Source organism: Corynebacterium sp. LK33 (genome assembly GCF_014334955.1).
GTDB classification, from domain to species: domain Bacteria; phylum Actinomycetota; class Actinomycetes; order Mycobacteriales; family Mycobacteriaceae; genus Corynebacterium; species Corynebacterium jeikeium_D.
Window position 1 is genome coordinate 122385 of record NZ_PDGU01000026.1, and the last position, 19892, is coordinate 142276.

Consider the following 19892-nt stretch of genomic DNA (forward strand, 5'->3'; position numbering starts at 1 on the left):
ACTATGACCGACGTCCTCGTTCTCGTCGAGCACGCAAATGGCGAGCTGAAGAACACCACCGCTGAACTGCTGACCGCTGCTTCCGCATTCGGCACCCCGGCCGCAGTTGTCGTGGGTACCCCGGGTACCGCTGCTAGCTTCGCAGACACCCTGGCCTCCTACGGCGCTGGCGAGATTCTCGCTGCTGAGTCCGACGATGCCGACAAGTACCTGATCACCCCTGAGGTTGACGTTCTCGTCGGCCTGGCCTCCGAGCGTGAGGTTCCGGTGCTGGTTTCCGCTTCCGCAACCGGCAAGGAAATCGCTGGCCGCGTCGCTGCGCTGACCGGTTCCGGTCTGCTGTCCGACGTTGTTGCTATCAACGATGACGCTTCCGTTAAGTACTCCATCTTCGGTGGCGAGTACATCGTTGACGGTGTCGGCTACGGCGCATCCCCGGTCTACGCTCTGCGTCCGGGCTCCGTTGACCCGGAGGAGAAGTCCGGTTCCGCTGACGTTACCGAGATTGCATTCCCAGAGATCGGCAACAACGCTGTCGAGATCGTTTCCTTCGCGCCGGCTGAGGGCGGCGACCGTCCGGAGCTGACCGAGGCTAAGCTGGTTGTTTCCGGTGGCCGCGGTGTCGCATCCGAGGATGGCTTCAAGAACGTTGTTGAGCCGCTGGCAGACGTTCTCGGCGCAGCTGTTGGTGCTTCCCGTGCTGCTGTTGACGCTGGCTACTACCCGGGTCAGTTCCAGGTTGGCCAGACCGGTAAGACCGTTTCCCCGGACCTCTACGTTGCTCTGGGTATTTCCGGTGCTATCCAGCACAAGGCAGGTATGCAGACCTCCAAGACCATCGTTGTGGTCAACAAGGACGAAGAGGCTCCGCTGTTCGAGATTGCTGACTTCGGTGTCGTCGGTGACCTGTTCGACGTTGTCCCGCAGGCTATCGAGAACCTGAAGTAATACGCACTCGCCTTAAGGCTGCTAGTTGCGTAAGGCTGCTGGCCGAGAGTCAACTCGGCTAGCAACTACCCGCTCGGGGTGGGCACAGATTTCCTGTCTGTTCCCGCCCCGAGCATTTTTTGGTCCTACTCATCTGTTCGTGCAGACAGTGAGGTTTAACTATGGCGGATAGTGAGCATAAGGCGCACGCAGCGTTATACTGCCTGCATGCTTAATGACCACATCGTTGCCGCTCCGGACGAGAAGAGTGAAATGAAGTCTGCTGCGAAGACCCGTCACTTTGTGGATCATGCCGCGACTACACCATTGCGCCCAGAAGCGCGCACGGCAATGGTCGAGAACCTAGGTCTGGCCAACCCCTCGGGGCAGTACGCCACCGCACGCATTGCGAAAAAGGTTCTGGAAGAGTCCCGAGAAGAAATTGCAGAGCTGCTCGGTGCCGATCCTATCGAGGTAGTTTTTACTTCCGGTGGAACTGAGGCCGACAATCTAGCGATTTCAGGCCTGTACTTCAAGGCCTCTGGCTCGGACATTGTGGTTCCACCAATCGAGCACGATGCAGTGTTGAAGACATGTCACCATCTGGAAAAGGAACACTGGGCCAAGATTGTTGAGGCTCCTGTAGGTGCTGATGGTCGCGTTGACATGGTGCAGTTCCCGGAGATTAGTCGGCAGAACACCGCGCTGGTGACGTGCATGTGGGCGAACAATGAGACCGGCACCATCCAGCCGGTGGAGGAGATTGGCAAGCGGGCGAAGGAGGCTCGCGTGCCTTTCCATATCGATGCTGTGCAGGCAGCCGGACATCTGCCAATTGATTTCCACGCAAGTGGCGCCTCTACAATGGCCATCTCCGCGCACAAGTTCGGCGGTCCCCGTGGGATTGGGGCGCTGCTTGTTCGTCGTGAAGCGAAACTTACCCCGCATAACAACGGCGGCGGGCAGGAACGCGGACTGCGTTCGGGCACGCAGGACGTGGCATCGGCGGCGGGCATGGCGGCGGGACTGCGCGCGGCGGTGGACGCGATGGGGGCGGACAATGAGCGAATCCGCGGTCTGACGCAGCAGCTCATCAGGGCAATCGTGCACATCGACGGTGCGATTATCCACACCAGCGAGCTCGCTTTGCCGGGGCACGTCTACGCCAGCTTCCCGGGCGCGGAGGCCGATAGTTTGATCATGCTGTTCGATGCGGCGGGAATTGACTGCTCTACGGGATCGGCATGTAGCGCGGGCGTTAACCGTCCCTCGCACGTGCTGATGGCGATGGGCGTTTCGGAGCCGGAAGCGCGGTCGTCGATTCGTTTTACGCTGGGGTACACCTCGACGCAGGCGGATGTCGACGCCGTCATTTCGGCGCTGCCGGAAACGGTCGAGCGGGCGCGGCGTGCGGGCATGGCTTAGTTTTTGCCCCGTGGTGGTACGGTGACACGTGCACAAAATCTAGAGGGGAAAGGTTGCAACGCAATGCGAGTTCTTGCAGCAATGAGCGGTGGTGTGGATTCTTCCGTGGCTGCGGCGCGTGCATTGGCCGCAGGTCACGAGGTCGTCGGCGTGCACTTGGCGCTGTCGAAAGATCCGCAGTCCGTTCGCGCCGGATCCCGCGGCTGCTGTTCGCTAGAGGACTCCGGCGATGCCCGCCGCGTCTGCGATGAGCTGGGCATTCCTTTCTACGTCTGGGATTTCTCCGAGCGCTTCAAGGAAGAGGTCATGGATGACTTCTACGACTCCTACGAGCGCGGCGAGACGCCGAACCCATGCCTGCGCTGCAATGAACGCATCAAGTTCGCCGCTCTACTAGAGCGCGGCATCGCGCTCGGCTTCGACGCTGTGGTCACGGGGCACTACGCTTTGCTTGGCGACGACGGCCTGTTGCGCCGCGGCCGCGATGCGAAGAAGGACCAGTCCTATGTCCTGGGCGTGCTGGATCGCGAGCAGCTGCAGCGCTCGATGTTCCCGGTAGGAAACACCGAGAAGCCAGAGATTCGTGAAGAAGCCCGCGGGATGGGACTAGGCACCGCCAACAAGCCGGACTCTTACGACATCTGCTTCATCCCGGATGGCAATACCAAGGCGTTCCTGGGCGCGAAGATTGGCCGTCGCCCGGGCACCATTGTGGATAAGGAAACTGGCGACACCGTCGCTGAGCACGACGGTGTCTACGGTTTCACCATTGGTCAGCGCAAGGGGATTGGCCTGGCGGGGCCGATGCCGGATGGCAAGCCGCGCTATGTCACCGGCATTGATGCAGAGACCGGCACGGTGACAATCGGCACGGCTGCGGACTTGAATGTCAACGTGCTCGAGGCCGACCGTGCCATCTGGCTGGCCAACCCGGATGAGGTACTCGCTGCCTCGGAGGCCGGCAAGCTGCAGGTGCAGGTGCGTGCGCACGGTCGCCCCATCGACTGCCGCGTTGAAGTGCTGGCAGGACCTGACGATGACGTCACCGGACGCGGTGGCGCCTTCCGGCTGCACCTGAGCGGTCCGCTTCGTGGTGTCGCTCCTGGTCAGGCCGCTGTTTTGTACCACACTGACACCGCGGGCGACTACGTGCTGGGCTCCGGCACGATTGTCTCGACCGCCCGTGAAGAGGACTTGTCGTGACCTCCTTTGTCGGCCTTGGCCCGATGCCGGGCCGCAATCCACACGAGGCGGCAGAGATTATCATTGGCGAATGCCTGGAAGGCCACGTCACGCTACCGACGTTGCCCGCCCGTGGGCTCGGCGCCGATGCCGTCGGTCGCACGGCCGCCCTCATGGCTGACCTCGTCGTGGACAGGGGAGCGCGCTCCTGGAAAGTCGCCGACCGTCGTGGTCGCGCGAGTGCCTTGGCCACTGATTATCTCCACCGAGACATCGACGCGTGCGAGGAAGCGTGGGGACGCACCCCGCAGAAAATTCGCCTGACCGCTCTCGGCCCATGGACGATGGCGACTTCGGTGGAAAATGCCGCAGGCCATCTCATCGCCGTTGACCGCGGCGCCGTGAAGTACTTCGCGCAGTCGCTGGCCGCGGGATTGGCTTCCCACATCGCCGATGTCCGTCGGCGTTTCGACAGCGACATCGAGGTACTTCTGGCAGAACCCGCACTCGGCGCAGTCGTACAGGGAAAAATCAAGGCCCCGTCCATGCTGATGGGCAACGCGGGTTATCTCCCCGCCCAGGGGCACCGCGAGATCGCGGAGATCTTCCTCGAGGTCACGGGGCCGCTGCGTGACGACGACATCGAAGTGACCATCGCGCTGTCGAGCCCCGATGGCCTGGCTGTTCAGGCATTGGCGGATTCCGGTGCGGCCGGAGTGTGGCTACCTCGCAAAGAACTGACCACCACGCAGCAACTGGATTTTGCGGCTGCCGTGGTCGGTGCCGATATGTCCCTGGAGCTGGGTATTGTGCCAGTGACGGTCACGGAGCGAGAAGAGCACACGGGCGTCCCGGTGGCGACACCGGCTCGAGCACTCGCAGAGCAAGCAGCGCTGTTCTGGGATGAGCTGGGCTATTCGCGCCTACAGATTGCTGAGAGCCTGAATCTGGCGCCGATAGGCGGCTTTGCTGCCAGCTCCAATGAAGAAGCACAGGCGCAACTCGGCGCAGGCCGCAATGCCACGGAGCTTCTTCGTCGGGCAGCCGGTGACTTGGCTCGCGACGAGTAGCGACCTTATTCCACCAGCGTATTGAGGTAGTCGGCGAAGTAGGGAAGTGTGAATTCCACGTATCCCGTCGACGCTGACACAATCAACTCGCGGTAAATCAGGTCATGGCGAAGCTGTGAGATGCCAGAGAGTTTGCGTCCCATGGTCTCTGCGATGACGCTCGTGGCCACGGGCTTTCCATTGGGGGAGAGGCGCGCCATCGCTTTGAGAAAATCAATCTGGCGAGGTGGCACTTTCCGCAGGCTGGGCGCATGAACTTGCAGCCCGATGCGGCGGATGGATTCCGCTGTGGCATCCGAGGCATGCTGAGCGGTAATGGTGTCCGAGTGGGCCAACCTGGCCTTAGCCCAAGCGACTGAGCCAATGGTCTGTATGAGATACGGGTAGCCGTGGCTGAGTTCAGCGGCCAGCTCGACGGCATCCTCGGTCATCGCGCGTTCGCCGAGTTCTGCAGTTCTGCGAATGATGTCCTTGGTGGTATCCACGTCCAATCGACCCAGAGTCACGCGTTCGGCACGGCGTAAGAATGTTGCGCCCTCTAGCTGGAGCAAGTCTTCGATACCGCTGGGCAGCCCGGCTGCGACAAAGGCAATCTCCGCATCGTCGCGATTTAGGTCCTGGATTGCATGGGCAATTTCGTTGAGCTGTGCGGGGTCTGCACTTTGAACCTCGTCGAGAGTGAGCAAGATGCCGGATCCCTGTGGCATGAGGAGAGCCGAGAGATCCTGAAGTTGGCTGAGCAGATTCCTGCCGGGCTCGGGCTGAGAAGTGCTGACTTCCGTCTTAAACCCGCCAATGCCGGCGATGGACAGGCCGGTGAGGTGACGGCCCTTGCCCGTCGGTGCACTGTCAATGGCACTGAAAGCGCGCGGAATGGTGACATCGGTGAGCTCAGAAATCATTTCAGAGCCGATGTGAGCACGCAGCACAATCCATCCCAGTTGCTTTGCTGCGGCTTCAAACTCGTTGAGAAGTACCGTCTTGCCGATTCCGCGGGTACCGGAAATTAGCGCGGTTCGCCAGGGATTACCGGGGCCTTCCGCCAGAGCCAGCTCAAACGAGTCCAGCTCGACATCGCGCCCACCGATGATGGCCGGGGATCGGCCGAATGTGGGGTGGAAAGGATTGCGTGGGGTGGAGATGGCCTTGTCGCTGCGAGTGGTCACGCATCAATCATAGCAATGGATAATCCACATCGACTTGGATAACTTGGATATCCCGCCGAATTTTGGATATTCGGTTTCCGTTGGATAATCACAAAACTCTGGATATTGGGAGAGCCGGGGAGGGTGAGGAGGCCGCTGCTCAGTCCATCGGCCACCCGAAGGTGAAGTCCGACGTATCCTTACCCTTTTCGGTTAGGTACTGCTGCAGGTTCTTCTTGTACTGGTAGTACGCGACGGCCTGCAGCTCCATCAGCTCTTCCCCTGATTTTTCGGTTAGCTCCCGGTAGTGGCGCGCCATCACCCATGCGATGCGCGCAGCCGCCAGAGCATCTTCGGTGGCATCATGTGCCCCGTCCAGGCGCACCTGATAATGGCGGGAGACATCAGTCAAAGTGCGTTTTTCACGGCGTTCTGGGTCGAAGTAATTATCCAGCACAAAGGGGTCGACGACGAGGCCGTCAACAGTAAAACTGGGATCCTGCGAGCGCAGTACCGTCAGATCATAAGCCGCGTTATAGGCCACTACGGTCAGACCATCGCGCCAGGCAGCTCGAAGGCCGGCAATGGTATCCGCTAGCACTTCATCGTGCGGGCGTCCCTCCGCGCGAGCTTTTTCAGTGGTGATGCCATGCACATCAGACGCAGCTTGCGGAATTTCGACACCGGGATTAGCGAGCATGATGGTGGAATCTTTGCCCTGCTCAGTCAGTCGGACCAGTGCGGAAGTGACAATCTTGCAGGTGCGAGGATCCGTGCCGGTAGTCTCCAGATCAAACGCGAGCATGCGTCGCGGATCGAAATTATGCATGTCTCAACTGTAGCGGAGAGTGCGGATTCGCTGAGGGGCAGGAACAAGGTCAAGAGAATTTCCGTGTCCTCCGGCGCATCCGGGCAATGACATAGAATGAACGACGTGACTTCCTCGACCGATGAGAACTCCGACCTGTCAACCTCCGATTTGTCTTCGTTTTCCAGCGCCCCCGCCTCCGAGCCAGCGCCGGCGGACGTCCGGGAGAAGTGGCAAGATCTAGCAACTCGCATTCGTGAAAACGCTGCGCTGTACTACACCGCGCAGCCGGTTATCTCCGATGCTGAGTATGACGAGATGTTCCGTCAACTGCAGCGGTTAGAGGAGCAGTGGCCCGATCTGGTGGTGCCGGACAGCCCCACGCAGCAGGTCGGTGCGCAGGTCGACACGCCTGCCGACGGGGAAGTGTTCGAGCCTGTTGAGCACCTCGAACGCCTTTACAGCTTGGACAATGTTTTCGATGAGCAGGAGTTGCGCGGCTGGCTGGCCCGCACCCCGGCCAGCACGTATCTGACCGAGCTGAAAATCGATGGCCTGTCTATCGATCTGGTCTATGAGAATGGCCGCCTTGTCCGGGCGGCCACCCGCGGAGACGGCCGCGTGGGGGAGAACGTCACCGCCAATGCGCGCACTATCGAAGATATTCCGCATGAAATCAGCGGCGAGAACATCCCCGACGTGCTCGAGGTGCGTGGTGAAGTCTTTATCTCGTTGGAAGAGTTCGAACGCATCAACGCCGATCGCGTCGAAGCGGGTCAGAAGCCGTTTGCCAACCCCCGTAACGCCGCCGCCGGTTCCCTGCGACAGAAGGATGTTGCAGAAGTGGCCAAGCGCCGGTTGTCCATGATTTGCCATGGAATTGGTCATATCGAGGGCTGGCGTCCACAGTCCCAGCACGAGGCATATCGTGCCTTGGACGAGTGGGGTTTCCACGTGTCGCCGTATACAAAGCAGGTTCATTCCGCGGATGACGTCGTTAAGCAGATGCAGTACTGGGGCGAGCACCGCCACGACGCCATCCACGAGATGGACGGGCTTGTGGTCAAGGTTGACTCCCTTTCCGAGCAGCGCGCGTTGGGCGCGACCTCGCGGGCGCCGCGCTGGGCGATTGCCTACAAGTATCCGCCAGAAGAGGTCACCACGGACCTGCTGGACATTCGAGTCTCCATCGGCCGAACTGGTCGTGCGACGCCATATGCCGTGATGAAGCCGGTCGTCGTGGCCGGGTCAACTGTCGAGATGGCGACGCTACACAACCCTTCCGAGGTGCACCGAAAGGGTGTGCTCATCGGGGACCGTGTGACCATCCGCAAGGCCGGTGACGTGATTCCAGAGGTACTCGGCCCCGTGGCCGATCTCCGAGATGGTAGCGAGCGAAAGTACATTTACCCGACTCTCTGCCCCGAGTGCGGTACTCGTTTGGCTCCGGCAAAGGACAGCGATGCCGATTGGCGTTGCCCCAATACCCGCTACTGCCCAGGTCAGCTGCGGCGTCGAATTGAATTCCTCGCCTCCCGCTCCGGGTTCGATATCGAAAACCTGGGGGAGAGGGGCGCTGCCGATTTGATTCATCGCGGCGTGCTTGCCGACGAGTCCCGCCTCTTCGACCTCACCGAGGAAGATTTGCTCGGCACTGAGGTCTACACTACGGCTTCGCGGAAAACCCTGAACGCCAATGGTAAGAAACTGTTGGCCAACATCGAGGCAGCTAAGGATAAAGAGCTGTGGCGCGTATTGGTCAGCCTGTCCATTCGTCATGTGGGTCCAACAGTGGCGCGGACCTTGGCACAGAAGTTCGGCTCGATGGAGGCGCTGCGCGCTGCGAGCCGCGAGGAGATTTCGGCCATCGATGGCATTGGCGAGATCATCGGCGATTCCGTGGCTGACTGGTTCGAGGTGGACTGGCACCGCGAGGTTGTCGAGCGCTGGGAAGCTGCCGGTGTGCGTATGGCCGATGAGGTCGCCGATCGTCCAGATCAGGTGCTAGAGGGATTGACCGTGGTAGTCACCGGCTCTTTGGAGGACTTCACTCGCGACAGCGCGAAGGAAGCCATTATCTCCCGTGGCGGTAAGGCCGCAGGGTCGGTGTCGAAGAAGACCGACTACGTGGTGGTTGGCGAAAACGCCGGTTCCAAGGCCACAAAGGCCGAGGAACTGGGCTTGCCCATCCTCGACGAGGATGGGTTCAAGCGGTTGCTGGAAACTGGTCAGGCCTAGCTGGGGCTTGGCCTGACCAGGATTTGACCCAGCCGGGCCTAAATCTTGGTCTCTTCCAGCTTCCAGACCTCATTGGCGTAATCGCGGATAGTGCGGTCGGAGGAGAAGCGGCCCGAACGGATGATGTTCAGGAAGCACTTCTTGGCCCACGCCAGCTCGTCGCGGTAGTCCTCGGCCATGCGGTCGCGGGTCTCGCGGTAGTCAGCGAAGTCGCCGAGGACGTAGTAGACATCGGCTGGCTCGTACCCGTTGGACTCCAGCAGCGAGAAGTGCAGGTCGTGGAACATTCCGCTGCCACCGTCAGCAAAAGTGCCGTCGACAAGCGAATCGACCGCGCGCTTGAGACCCGGCACCGTTTCGTAAGTGCCACGCGGGCTGTAGGTGCGACGCAGCTCCGGCAGCTCCTCTTCCAGCGCACCGAAGATGTAGGCGTTCTCTTCGCCGGCGGCGTCGACGATTTCGACGTTTGCGCCGTCCATGGTGCCCAGCGTCAGTGCGCCGTTCATCATGAACTTCATGTTCGAGGTACCCGAAGCCTCCTTACCGGCAGTGGAAATCTGCTCGGAGACGTCGGTGGCCGGGATGATGTGCTCTGCCGGGGTGACGTTGTAATTCTCAACGAAAGCGACCTGCAGGCGACCGTCCATGTCCGGATCGTTATTGACCTTGTCCGCGATAGCGTTGATGAACTTAATGATGGCCTTCGCGCGAACGTAGCCTGGGGCGGCCTTGGCACCGAAGATGAACACGCGCGGTGGCACGTCCAGCGCTGGGTCTTCCTTGATGCGGTAGTAGAGATCGAGGATGTAGAGCGCGTTGAGAAGCTGGCGCTTGTACTCGTGCAGACGCTTAATCTGGGTATCGAAGATGGCGTCCGGGTTCACCGAAATACCCTGGCGGTGCTCCAGCCAGGTGGCGAAGTCCTTCTTGTTCTCGTGCTTGATGTCGAGAATCTCACGCAACACGGCCTCGTCGTCAGCAAACTTTTCGAGCTCAGCGAGCTTGTCCAAGTCAGTGACCCAGGCGTCCGAACCCGACAGGCGAGTCAGCAGTGCCGACAGGCGCGGGTTGCACTGGTTGAGCCAGCGGCGCGGGGTGACGCCATTGGTCTTGTTGTTGAAGCGCTCCGGCCAGATATCGTGCCAGTCCTTCAACGTTTCGCGCTTAATGATCTCCGTGTGCAGGGCAGCAACACCGTTGATGGAGTACGCGGCGTAGCAGGCGATCCACGCCATGTGGATGCGACCGTGAGAAATCGGCGCCATGTAGTCAATCTTGCCCTGGTCGAAGCCGCGCTCCGCGAGGTCTTCGCGGAAGCGGCGGTCGATCTCGCGGGTGATCTCCAGAACGCGGCCGAAGAGACGGTCAAAAATGGAGTATTCCCAGGTCTCCAACGCTTCTGCCAGAACGGTGTGGTTGGTGTAGGCGAAGGTGTTGGACACGACGTTCCAGGCGTCGTCCCAGCTCATATCGTGCTCATCCAGGAGCAGACGCATCAGCTCTGGGATAGCGAGCACCGGGTGGGTGTCATTCAGCTGAATGGAGTTGTACTTGTGGAAATCGCGCAGGTCCTCGCCGTGATTCTCGATGTAAGAATCGATCATCGTCTGCAGCGAAGCGGAGACGAAGAAGTACTGCTGGCGGACACGCAGGACCTTGCCGTCATAGGTCGAGTCATTCGGGTAGAGCACGCGGCACAGGTCATGGACGCGTTCACGCTCGACAATGGCGTCGGTGAAGCGCTGCGAGTTGAAGGCGTCATAGTCGAACTCACGCATCGGCTCCGAGTGCCACAGGCGCAGCGTGCCGACGTTATCGGTGCCGTAGCCGGTAATTGGCATGTCATATGGAACAGCGCGCACGACCAAGTCATCAAAGGTGACAATCTTGGACAGTTCCTCGCGACGAATGACGAAGGGGTAGCCCTCTTCCATCCACGGGTCCGGGTGCTCATCCTGGAAGCCATCTTCGAAGGTCTGCTTGAACAGACCGTAGCGGTAGAGGATGCCATAACCGGTCACCGGCAGATTCTGCGTGGCACAGGAATCCAGGAAGCAGGCGGCCAGACGACCCAGGCCACCGTTACCGAGAGCGGCGTCGTGTTCGGCCTCGAGCACGTCTGTCAGATTCTTGCCGTACTTTTCCACGGCAGCAGAGGCCTCATCCACCAGACCCGCATTGAGCAGGTTATTCAGCAGGGCGCGACCCATGAGGAACTCGGCGGAGAAGTAGTGCTGCTGGCGGGTAGCAGCGTATGCCTCCGTGGTGCGCTGCCAGTTGTCCGCTAGGTCATCGACAACAACCCGTGACAGACCGGACCAGAATTCCATCTCAGTGGACGACTGGGGGACACGGCCGGACTCGGCACGAATGTGGGATCCGACGAGGTCACTCAAGTTCGACATCAAAGAAGCTCCTTATTGACTGGTATCAGTTCCAGACTTTACCGCTAAGCGTGAATCACTGCGCTCCATAGGGGAGGAGCCTTAGGGTAAGAGCTTCGAGCGGAAGGGGGCAGCCCTCAGAAGAGGGCAGCCCATTAGCCGCTGCTAGTCGATGATTGCGCCGACAATCGTGCCAATCCGGCCCAAGTGCTCAACCTCACTTGGTAGGAAGTCCGGCCCGCCGGGCCGGCCAATAACGAGAACGAGGCCCTTGCCCATCGGAGTGGCGGCAATGGAGGAGTCCATAACTGTCCAGTCCTCCGGCAGCCACGTTTCCTCGTCCGGATCCAGGTTTCGCGGCGAGTCAATTGGGGCTTCCGGCAGAGTCCGGCCGTTATCCTCTGGAGCAGCGGTAGAGGAAGCGCGACGTACCCAGCGGCCATCGCTCTGTTCGCCGAGGACGATAGCCCAGCCGGCAGTCATAGTCTGAGGCAGGCCGTCGACGATATCTCCGAGGGCACGATCCAAGTTCTTCGTGTGCTGTGAGAACTTGGCCAGCAGTGCAATCTGTCCGCGGCGGTCAACCGAGCCGGAGAAAGGCCTAATTGAATCGACTTCCACTCCGCTAATGGACTGAGCCGCTGTAATCAGTGTGTCTGGTAGCAGGCCCATGGGCAGGTCAACCACGATGTCGTCAACAACAACGCCATTAGCGCCGTAATCTACGACATCGACACTGCGAATATCACCTTCTACTTCGCCCAGGGCAGCCGCGACGTAGCCAAGTGCGCCTGGTTCGTCGGGAAGCTGGATGCGAAGGAGGTAACTCATGGCTGTGTGCACAACCTTTCGAATAATTGATAGTGATGCTTGCGGTGTAACTATAGAAGTAGTGATTTAGGCTACAGGGTAAACCTTTGAAATGTAAGACCCTGCGGACAACTGCTTGGCGACAACGACTACTGTTGGCAAGTACAGCCCGCTCGCGCGGTTCAAAATCAGTTTCAACTAAACTTCTGTGCACTAGCTTCGTACGAAGAAATGAAAGGGGTACTAGCGTGCCAGCTATCTCACGCGATGAGGTCGCCCACCTAGCGCGATTGTCCCGTCTGGCTCTGACTGACGCGGAACTCGACGAGTTCGCCGGTCAGATCGACGGCATTATTAACCACGTCCAGGCCGTTCAAAAGGTGGCTGCGGATGATGTTGAACCGATGAGTCACCCCTCTTCGCTGTCCGGTGTGATGCGCGAGGACGTCGTCAAGCCGACGCTGACTGCGGAGCAGGCGCTGGACCAGGCGCCGTCGCAGGACCGCCAGCGTTTCGAAGTTCCCCAGATTCTCGGCGAGTAGGAGTACGTGGAAGAAATGACTGCAGCTAACCCGAACCTGCATGCCGCTGTTGCTGAGGACCCGATTCTGGGGCTGAGCGCTTTTGAGCTCGCACAGAAGATTCACGCTCGTGAGCTGACCTCGGTAGAGGTCACCCAGGCGTTCCTCGACCGTATCGCGGCAATTGATGAGGACATTCACGCATTCCTGCACGTCGGTGCCGAAGAGGCCCTGGCTGCAGCTCGCAAGGTCGATGAGTCGCTGGATGCTGGCGAGGAGCCAGCCTCCGCGCTGGCCGGTGTTCCGCTGGCACTGAAGGATGTCTTCACTACCACCGATGCGCCGACCACCTGCGCTTCCAAGATGCTCGAGGGCTACATGAGCCCTTACGACGCAACGGTTACTGCCAAGTTGCGTGCAGCTGGCATCCCAATCCTGGGTAAGACCAACATGGATGAGTTCGCGATGGGCTCGTCGACTGAGAACTCCGCTTACGGCCCGACTCACAACCCGTGGGATGTTGAGCGCACCGCAGGCGGTTCCGGTGGTGGCTCTTCCGCGGCGCTGGCCTCCGGTATGGCTCCGCTGGCTATCGGTACTGACACCGGTGGCTCGATTCGTCAGCCAGCAGCTCTGACCGCAACGGTCGGTGTGAAGCCGACCTATGGCACGGTATCCCGCTACGGCCTGGTCGCTTGTGCCTCCTCGTTGGACCAAGGTGGCCCGACCGCGCGTACCGTTCTGGACACCGCGCTGTTGCACGAAATCATTGCTGGCCACGACGAGAACGACTCGACTTCCACGGAGCAGCCGATTGCCGATGTGGTTGCTGCTGCCAAGGAAGGTGCTACCGGTGACCTCACGGGGGTTAAGGTCGGCATCGTCAAGCAGTTTGACCGCACCGAGGGGTACCAGGCCGGCGTACTGGATAGCTTCCACGAGGCCGTCGACAAGCTGAAGGAAGCTGGCGCTGAGGTCGTCGAGGTCGATTGCCCGAACTTTGACCACGCTCTGAGCGCGTACTACCTGATTCTGCCGTGTGAGGTCAGCTCCAACCTGGCTCGTTTCGACGGCATGCGTTACGGCCAGCGTGTTGGTGATGACGGTACGCACTCCGCCGATGAGGTCATGGCTATGACCCGTGCCGCTGGTTTCGGCGATGAGGTTAAGCGACGCATCATCATCGGTACCTACGCGCTATCGGTCGGCTACTACGACGCCTACTACATCCAGGCACAGCGTGTCCGTACCTTGATTCAGCAGGACTTCGAGCGGGCCTTCGAACAGGTGGATGTCCTGATCTCGCCGACCACTCCGACCACTGCGTTCAAGCTGGGCGAGAAGGTTGACGACCCGCTGAGCATGTACATGTTCGACCTGTGTACTCTGCCGCTCAACCTGGCCGGCATGTGTGGCATGTCCGTGCCGTCGGGCCTGGCTGAAGACACCGGCCTGCCGGTGGGCCTGCAGATTATGGCTCCGCGCCACGGTGATGATCGTCTGTACAAGGTCGGCGCGGCCTACGAAAAGGTTCGTGGCCCGATTGCATAAAAGCGCTCAATAAGCGTTAGTCGGTTTTCTTCAACCGTCGTTTTCTCACCGAAGTGGGAGAGCGGCGGTTGTTGTCGCGTCGGGGGAAAGTTCATACATGCGCAGGAACGCAAACATGGAGAGAGTCAGAATTAAAAACCCGCCGCAATTTATGCCGTGGATTTATGGGCTGGTCATTGTCATAGCCATTGCCATCAGTCTGGTCGCTGCGGTGGTCTTCGGCTCGGCGGATATCACCTGGTCCACCACGACACAGGTCATTTCGCATCACCTTTTCGGCACTGAGCTCGATGAGTCTGTGCCCGCCAGTTCGGACACCATCATCTGGAATCTCCGCGCTCCCCGGGGAATTCTCGCAGCGATTGTAGGGGCGGGGCTAGCTGTCTCCGGTGTGGCTATGCAGACATTGGTCCGTAACCCGTTGGCAGACCCGTATCTGCTAGGTATTTCCGCGGGTGCCGGCGCCGGTGCGACCGCGGTGATCATCTTTGGTGCTTTCTCCGGTAGCCCCATCGCGCCGCTGACATTCGGCGCACTCCTCGGTGCAGTCATGGCCACCCTCGCAGTCGGCGCCTTCGCTACGGCCGGGGGAGGACTAACCCCGCTGCGTTTGGTGCTCTCTGGCGTTGTGCTCTCCGCTGCGTTTTCCGCGCTGAGTAGCTTCATGGTCTTCGCTGGGCCAGACCCGAGGGCCGCGCAGTCTGTGATGTTTTGGATGCTGGGCTCGGTTGCCGGTGCGACATGGGTGAAGACACTCTTCCCGCTCATCGTCCTCATCGCAGTACTGTTGTTTTTCCTGTTCAAGGCCCGTCATCTCGATGCGCTGGCAACTGGTGAGAGCACCGCAGCGGCCGTAGGTATTGACGTTTCTCGGCTACGCACGCAGGTATTTGTGCTCCAGGCTGTCCTCGTCGGCACGCTCGTGGCGGTATCGGGCGGTATCGGGTTTGTCGGCCTGGTGATTCCGCACTTGACCCGCATCTTGGTAGGTGCCACGCACCGCGTTGTCCTACCGGTTGCTGCACTCATGGGTGGGCTGTTTCTCATCTGGGTGGACATCATCGCGCGCGTAGTGGGCGGAAGCCAGGAAATGCCGCTGGGCGTGGTCACGGGACTGGTTGGCGCACCGCTCTTCCTCTACCTCATGAGCCGCTCACACTACAGCTACGGAGGTGCCGAGTAAATGAGCGCCCCACAAAAATCTGTCCTCTCCGCGAAAGATGTGCGCTGTGACATCGCCGGACGCACCATCGTCAGCGGAGTCAACCTCAGCTTCGGCGCGGAGCCCATGACCGCCATCATCGGTGTTAACGGCGCGGGCAAATCCACGTTGCTGCGTGCGCTCGGCGGAATCACGAAACCGGCCGCGGGCGAGGTCGAGATTAACGGCACATCGATGAGTTCAATCAGCTCGAAGCACCGCGCTCGTGATCTCGCTTTCGTCGCACAAAACGAGGTCCCACCCGCCGAAATGCGAGTGCGCGACTTTGTCTCCCTCGGTCGGTTGCCCTACCAGCGCCTTTTGGGTGGCAACACTGCCGAGGACAACTCCCACGTCGACCGTGCGCTGGCGCTCATAGGTCTGGAAACAGTCGCGCAACGCCTGTGTGGGCAGCTCTCGGGCGGGCAACGTCGTCGCGTATGTTTGGCGCGCGCCATCGCCCAGGACTCGCCGATTATGCTTCTCGACGAGCCCACCAACCACCTCGACGTGCGCCATCAACAATCCGTCCTCCGGCTGGCCCGCTCCAGCGGAGCGTGTGTCATTGCCGCCATCCACGACTTGGACCTGGTGATGAACCACTTCGACCGCGTCATCGTGGTCGCGGACGGCGGTATCGCGGCCGACGGCATCCCCGTAGACGTGCTGACCCGCGACTTCGTCGCCAAAATCTTTCAGGTTGAATCCTGTCAGCTCAATTCCCCCTCTGGCCGCCGTCATCTCGCAATCGATAGCGAGCTGGATGCTGCCACCATCAACTAGGAGTACTCCCTTGAATAAGGCACATGCTTTCCGACGTCCCCTGCGTGCCTCAGCAGCTGGTATCGCAGTGGCTGCACTGGTATTCGGAGCCGCCGCCTGTGGCTCTGATGAGGGAACGCAGGCTTCGTCGTCAGGCCTTACCCTCACCAACTGCGGTGAAGAAGTCAGCTACCCGGGTGTAGCTAAAAAGCTGCTCATCAACGACGGCAACGTCGCCTCGCTGGCACTAGCTGTGGGGGCCGCGGATGAGATCACTGCAGTGAGCTCTATGGCCTCGCACTTGCCGGTGTTGACCGCAGCTTACGGCGATGAAATTGCGCAAAAGCCAGAAGTTGCGAAGGAATACCCGAATTTGGAGCAGGTTATTGCGGCCGAGCCGGATCTGATGCTGGCGGGCTGGGGCTATGGATTTAGCGAGGATAAGGGTATTACCCCGGAATCGCTTTCCGAGCACGGTATCGGTGCCTACACCCTGACGGAGTCCTGCCGGAGCAGTGCGGAAGGCAAGACAGACCAGGGTAGCAGTGGCGACCCGGGGCACACTCGTGGGCTGGTGGATCCGTGGGAAGCCGTCAAGATCGATTTGAAGAACATCGCTACCTTGACCGGACACGACGGTGAGGGCGACAGGGTTATTGCAGATATAGATAACCGTCTGCAAGCCTTGGATGCCGCGCCGAAGGGCGACAAGAAGCCGGTGGGCTTCCTCTTTGACTCTGCCGGTGAAGCACCGTTTACCTCGGGATCCTTTGGCGCACCTCAGGGCATCCTGGAAAAGGCCGGCGCGACGAATGCAGCCGAGTCTATTAAGGACACCTGGACTACGACCTCCTGGGAGCATGTCGCGGAGATGAATCCAGACTTCATCGCGCTTGTGGATTACCCAGGTCAGACCTTTGAAGAGAAAATCAAGGTTCTGCGCACTAACCCAGCCACGAAGAATCTAGAGGCGGTCAAGGAAAATCGCTTCATTAACCTGCCGATTGCATTGTGGACGGAGTCTCCGCTGAATATCGATGCCGCAGAGTACGTGCGCAAGGCACTCGAAGAATATGGTCTAATGCCGACGTCGGAGGTGACAACGAAAATGGAGCTGCCATCTGAGCTGCCGGGGCAGGAATACCTGCAGAAGTAGTTTTGACCAAGGCTGTCAAGCACGAACTGACTAACGCGACTAAGGTGGGCATCATGCGAATTGCGACCCTTACCTCCGGTGGAGATTGTCCCGGTCTGAATGCCGTTATCCGTGCAATTGTCCGTACTAGCTCGAGCGAGTACGGCTCAACCGTCGTCGGCTTTGAGGACGGTTGGATTGGTCTTATGGAAGACCGTAGGGTTCAGCTTTACGACGACGAGCGGATTGACCGCATGCTGCTGCGTGGCGGCACGATGCTGGGCACCGGCCGCGTGCACCCGGACATCCTCATGTCCAACCTCGACCGCATCAAGGAAAACCTCGCTGATGCGGGCATCGATGCCCTGATTCCCATCGGTGGCGAAGGCACGCTGAAGGCCGGCAAGTGGCTTTCGGACAACGGGGTGCCGGTCGTCGGTGTTCCGAAGACCATTGATAATGATGTCAACGGTACGGACTACACCTTCGGTTTCGACACTGCAGTGGCCGTTGCCACCGACGCGGTTGACCGTTTGCACACCACCGCGGAATCCCACCAGCGCGTCATGATTGTTGAGGTCATGGGCCGACACGTGGGCTGGATTGCATTGCATGCGGGTATGGCCGGTGGTGCTCACCACATTGTCATTCCGGAAAAGCCATTCGACATCAATGAGATTGTGAAGTCGATGGAACGCCGTTTCCAGATGGGCGAGAAGTACGGCATCATCGTCGTCGCCGAGGGCGCCACCCCGAAGCCGGGCACCATGGATTACGAAGAGGGCGGTGTCGACCAGTTCGGCCACCAAACCTTCAACGGCATTGGTCAGGTTATTGGTGCGGAGATTAAGAAGCGCACCGGGTACGACGTGCGCACCACGGTGCTTGGCCACATTCAGCGTGGCGGTACGCCTACTGCGTACGACCGCGTACTGGCTACCCGCTACGGTATCCACGCGACCCGTGCGGTCCACGAGGGCGATTTCGGCAAGATTGTTGCTCTCCACGGCGAGGACATTCAGCGTATCGACATCGATGATGCGGTCTCAGAGTTGAAGGTTGTACCTGAGGGGCGTTACCGCGCAGCTGCTGCGCTGTTTGGCTAAATGCGTTGGTTAAGCACGCTTTGCTAAACATTTCGGCACATCTTCATAACGAAATAGGCGTACGGCCCGGGTTGGTGTTTCAATCACCAGCCCGGGCAGTATGTTTTATAGGGTTCCAGTTTTTTTTGAAAAATAGAAGAATATTTAGGATTTTCTCGCTATGTGGAAAAGAGCCACAACAATTGCAATGGCCTTTGTCGGCCTAACTGTCGGTGCCGGATTCGCCTCCGGCCAGGAAATGATGCAGTACTTCGTGGCATTCGGCACCAACGGACTGTGGGGTGTGATACTTGCCTCCGTCGTGATGATTGCCAGTGGTCTGGCGGTACTGTCAATTGCCAGCTATTTGCAGGCTGACGAACACTCCGAGGTCTTCGACGTAATCACCCGCAATTGGGTCTCGAAGATTTTGGATATCGCCGTGATGATCACGCTGTTCTGTACCGGCTTCGTCATGTTCGCCGGTGCCGGTGCGAACTTGAACCAGCAGTTCGGACTTGAGGTGTGGATTGGTGCCGTCATCATGGTTGCCCTGACATTGGGTGTCGGCATGCTGGATGCCGACAAGGTCAGCCGCGTGATTGGCATGATCACTCCGTTCATCATCGTGTTCTTGCTTGGTGCCGGTATCTACACTCTGTTCACCACCGACACGTCGATGTCGGAGGCTGCGCAGTACACCAATGAACTGTCGACATCGCTGCCGCACTGGTCTATTTCTGCCCTGAACTATGTTGGTTTCTGCGTGATGGTGGCCGTGTCGATGTCCATCGTCATCGGCGGTAGCTACCTGAACCCGCGCGAAGCTGGCATCGGTGGTCTCATGGGCGGCAGCATCTACGCAGGTCTGCTGACCCTGGTGACCTTTGCCCTCTTCTTCAAGGTCAAGGACGTTGGCCATGAGGATATGCCGACTCTGGCAATCGTCAATGAAATCCACCCGGTCCTGGGTACCGTGATGGCGATCATCATCTACGCCATGATTTTCAACACGGCCATTGGCATGTTCTACGCGCTGGGCCGCCGCCTGACGCGCAATACTCCGCACCGCTTCCGCTTGGTGTTTATCGTGACCGTGCTGATTGGTTTTGGCCTGAGTTTCTTCGGGTTCAAGGCTTTGGTCGGCTCCATCTACCCGGCCCTTGGATACGTCGGTATCGCTCTCATCGTTGTTCTGTGTGGTGCGTACTTGACTGGACGTAACAAGCTGATGGAGGAGTCGAAGCGCCGCGGCCGTATCCGCAAGCTCGCTCGCCGGAAGATGCATCCGAACAAAAAGTTCACCACCGCGGATCAGAAGAAGCTCGATCGAGCTTTGGCTAACTCCAACATTTCCAACGTCGACCTTCAGGAAAGCGTTCGCGATGACATCGTCGAGGAATTGGTCAGCGACGATAACGTGGACTTCACTGAGGATGACGCCGAGCGCATCGTAGAAAAGGACAATGAGCGGCTGGAGAAGCTCTCCGAAATTGAAGAGGCCTCTGACGCAGACAATCCTCGCGAGACTGCGAAGAACTCCTTCCCAGGCGAGGCCGTAGACACCGCTCCGAAGAAATTGGCAGGACAGACTAAGAATGCATTCAAGCGCGTGGCTCACCCTAAGTCGAAGAAAGAAAACTAACTA

General features: G+C 59.5%; 16 protein-coding genes. 12 read left to right on the forward strand and 4 right to left on the reverse strand.

All coding sequences use genetic code 11. From position 1 onward, the window contains the following. The first annotated feature begins 3 nt into the window (after positions 1-3). The 4 genes from CRD20_RS09425 to CRD20_RS09440 all read left to right on the forward strand — a co-directional run bounded on the left by CRD20_RS09425 (position 4) and on the right by CRD20_RS09440 (position 4604). Positions 4-948, forward strand: coding sequence for an electron transfer flavoprotein subunit alpha/FixB family protein (locus CRD20_RS09425; RefSeq protein WP_070549672.1), 945 nt, complete (start codon positions 4-6; stop codon positions 946-948). Positions 949-1200: 252 nt separating this feature from the next. Next, positions 1201-2352: a cysteine desulfurase family protein gene (locus CRD20_RS09430; RefSeq protein WP_187405367.1), complete on the forward strand. Its 1152-nt coding sequence runs from the start codon at positions 1201-1203 to the stop codon at positions 2350-2352. A 63-nt stretch (positions 2353-2415) separates the two neighbouring features. Further along, positions 2416-3555, forward strand: a complete 1140-nt coding sequence (gene mnmA, locus CRD20_RS09435; protein WP_187405303.1) for a tRNA 2-thiouridine(34) synthase MnmA — start codon at positions 2416-2418, stop codon at positions 3553-3555. Beyond that, complete coding sequence (locus tag CRD20_RS09440) at positions 3552-4604, forward strand: methionine synthase (protein WP_187405304.1); 1053 nt, start codon at positions 3552-3554, stop codon at positions 4602-4604. Before mnmA ends, CRD20_RS09440 begins: the two co-directional genes overlap by 4 nt. Before the next feature lie 5 nt (positions 4605-4609). On the opposite strand, the gene CRD20_RS09445 is transcribed toward CRD20_RS09440, so the two are convergent. Then, positions 4610-5770 carry an ATP-binding protein gene (locus tag CRD20_RS09445; RefSeq protein WP_187405305.1) on the reverse strand — a complete coding sequence of 387 codons (1161 nt, stop codon included), beginning with the start codon at positions 5768-5770 and terminating at the stop codon, positions 4610-4612. Positions 5771-5909: 139 nt separating this feature from the next. Next, a complete protein-coding gene (locus tag CRD20_RS09450; RefSeq protein ID WP_048735295.1) occupies positions 5910-6578 on the reverse strand; it encodes a 3'-5' exonuclease in 669 nt (222 codons plus the stop codon). Between the two features lie 96 nt (positions 6579-6674). Between CRD20_RS09450 and ligA the strand changes: the two genes are divergently transcribed. Then, positions 6675-8795, forward strand: coding sequence for an NAD-dependent DNA ligase LigA (gene ligA / locus CRD20_RS09455; protein ID WP_255468812.1), 2121 nt, complete (start codon positions 6675-6677; stop codon positions 8793-8795). 38 nt (positions 8796-8833) lie between these two features. Here the strand turns inward: ligA and CRD20_RS09460 are convergent, their stop codons facing one another. Together CRD20_RS09460 and CRD20_RS09465 are read right to left on the reverse strand one after the other, a co-directional pair. Continuing rightward, entirely contained in the window at positions 8834-11200 is a 2367-nt protein-coding gene (locus CRD20_RS09460) for a glycogen/starch/alpha-glucan phosphorylase (protein ID WP_070595732.1), read from the reverse strand. A gap of 144 nt (positions 11201-11344) precedes the next feature. Further along, positions 11345-12010, reverse strand: coding sequence for a hypothetical protein (locus tag CRD20_RS09465; protein WP_016422479.1), 666 nt, complete (start codon positions 12008-12010; stop codon positions 11345-11347). Between the two features lie 227 nt (positions 12011-12237). On the opposite strand from CRD20_RS09465, the gene gatC reads away from it, so the two are divergent. The 7 genes from gatC to CRD20_RS09500 all read left to right on the forward strand — a co-directional run bounded on the left by gatC (position 12238) and on the right by CRD20_RS09500 (position 19889). Then, positions 12238-12531, forward strand: a complete 294-nt coding sequence (gatC, locus tag CRD20_RS09470; RefSeq protein WP_005509328.1) for an Asp-tRNA(Asn)/Glu-tRNA(Gln) amidotransferase subunit GatC — start codon at positions 12238-12240, stop codon at positions 12529-12531. A gap of 15 nt (positions 12532-12546) precedes the next feature. Further along, positions 12547-14061 (forward strand): Asp-tRNA(Asn)/Glu-tRNA(Gln) amidotransferase subunit GatA, encoded by a 1515-nt coding sequence (gatA, locus tag CRD20_RS09475; protein ID WP_016422480.1) that lies wholly within the window; start codon positions 12547-12549, stop codon positions 14059-14061. A gap of 115 nt (positions 14062-14176) precedes the next feature. Further along, positions 14177-15244, forward strand: a complete 1068-nt coding sequence (locus CRD20_RS09480; RefSeq protein WP_370546213.1) for a FecCD family ABC transporter permease — start codon at positions 14177-14179, stop codon at positions 15242-15244. Beyond that, positions 15245-16045 (forward strand): ABC transporter ATP-binding protein, encoded by an 801-nt coding sequence (locus CRD20_RS09485; protein ID WP_101687617.1) that lies wholly within the window; start codon positions 15245-15247, stop codon positions 16043-16045. 10 nt (positions 16046-16055) lie between these two features. Then, on the forward strand, positions 16056-17180 hold the full coding sequence (locus CRD20_RS09490) for an ABC transporter substrate-binding protein (protein WP_187405306.1): 1125 nt from the start codon (positions 16056-16058) through the stop codon (positions 17178-17180). A 53-nt stretch (positions 17181-17233) separates the two neighbouring features. Next, positions 17234-18265, forward strand: a complete 1032-nt coding sequence (locus CRD20_RS09495) for an ATP-dependent 6-phosphofructokinase (RefSeq protein ID WP_005509630.1) — start codon at positions 17234-17236, stop codon at positions 18263-18265. Between the two features lie 160 nt (positions 18266-18425). Continuing rightward, positions 18426-19889, forward strand: a complete 1464-nt coding sequence (locus tag CRD20_RS09500) for a hypothetical protein (RefSeq protein WP_070643889.1) — start codon at positions 18426-18428, stop codon at positions 19887-19889. Positions 19890-19892 lie beyond the last annotated feature (3 nt).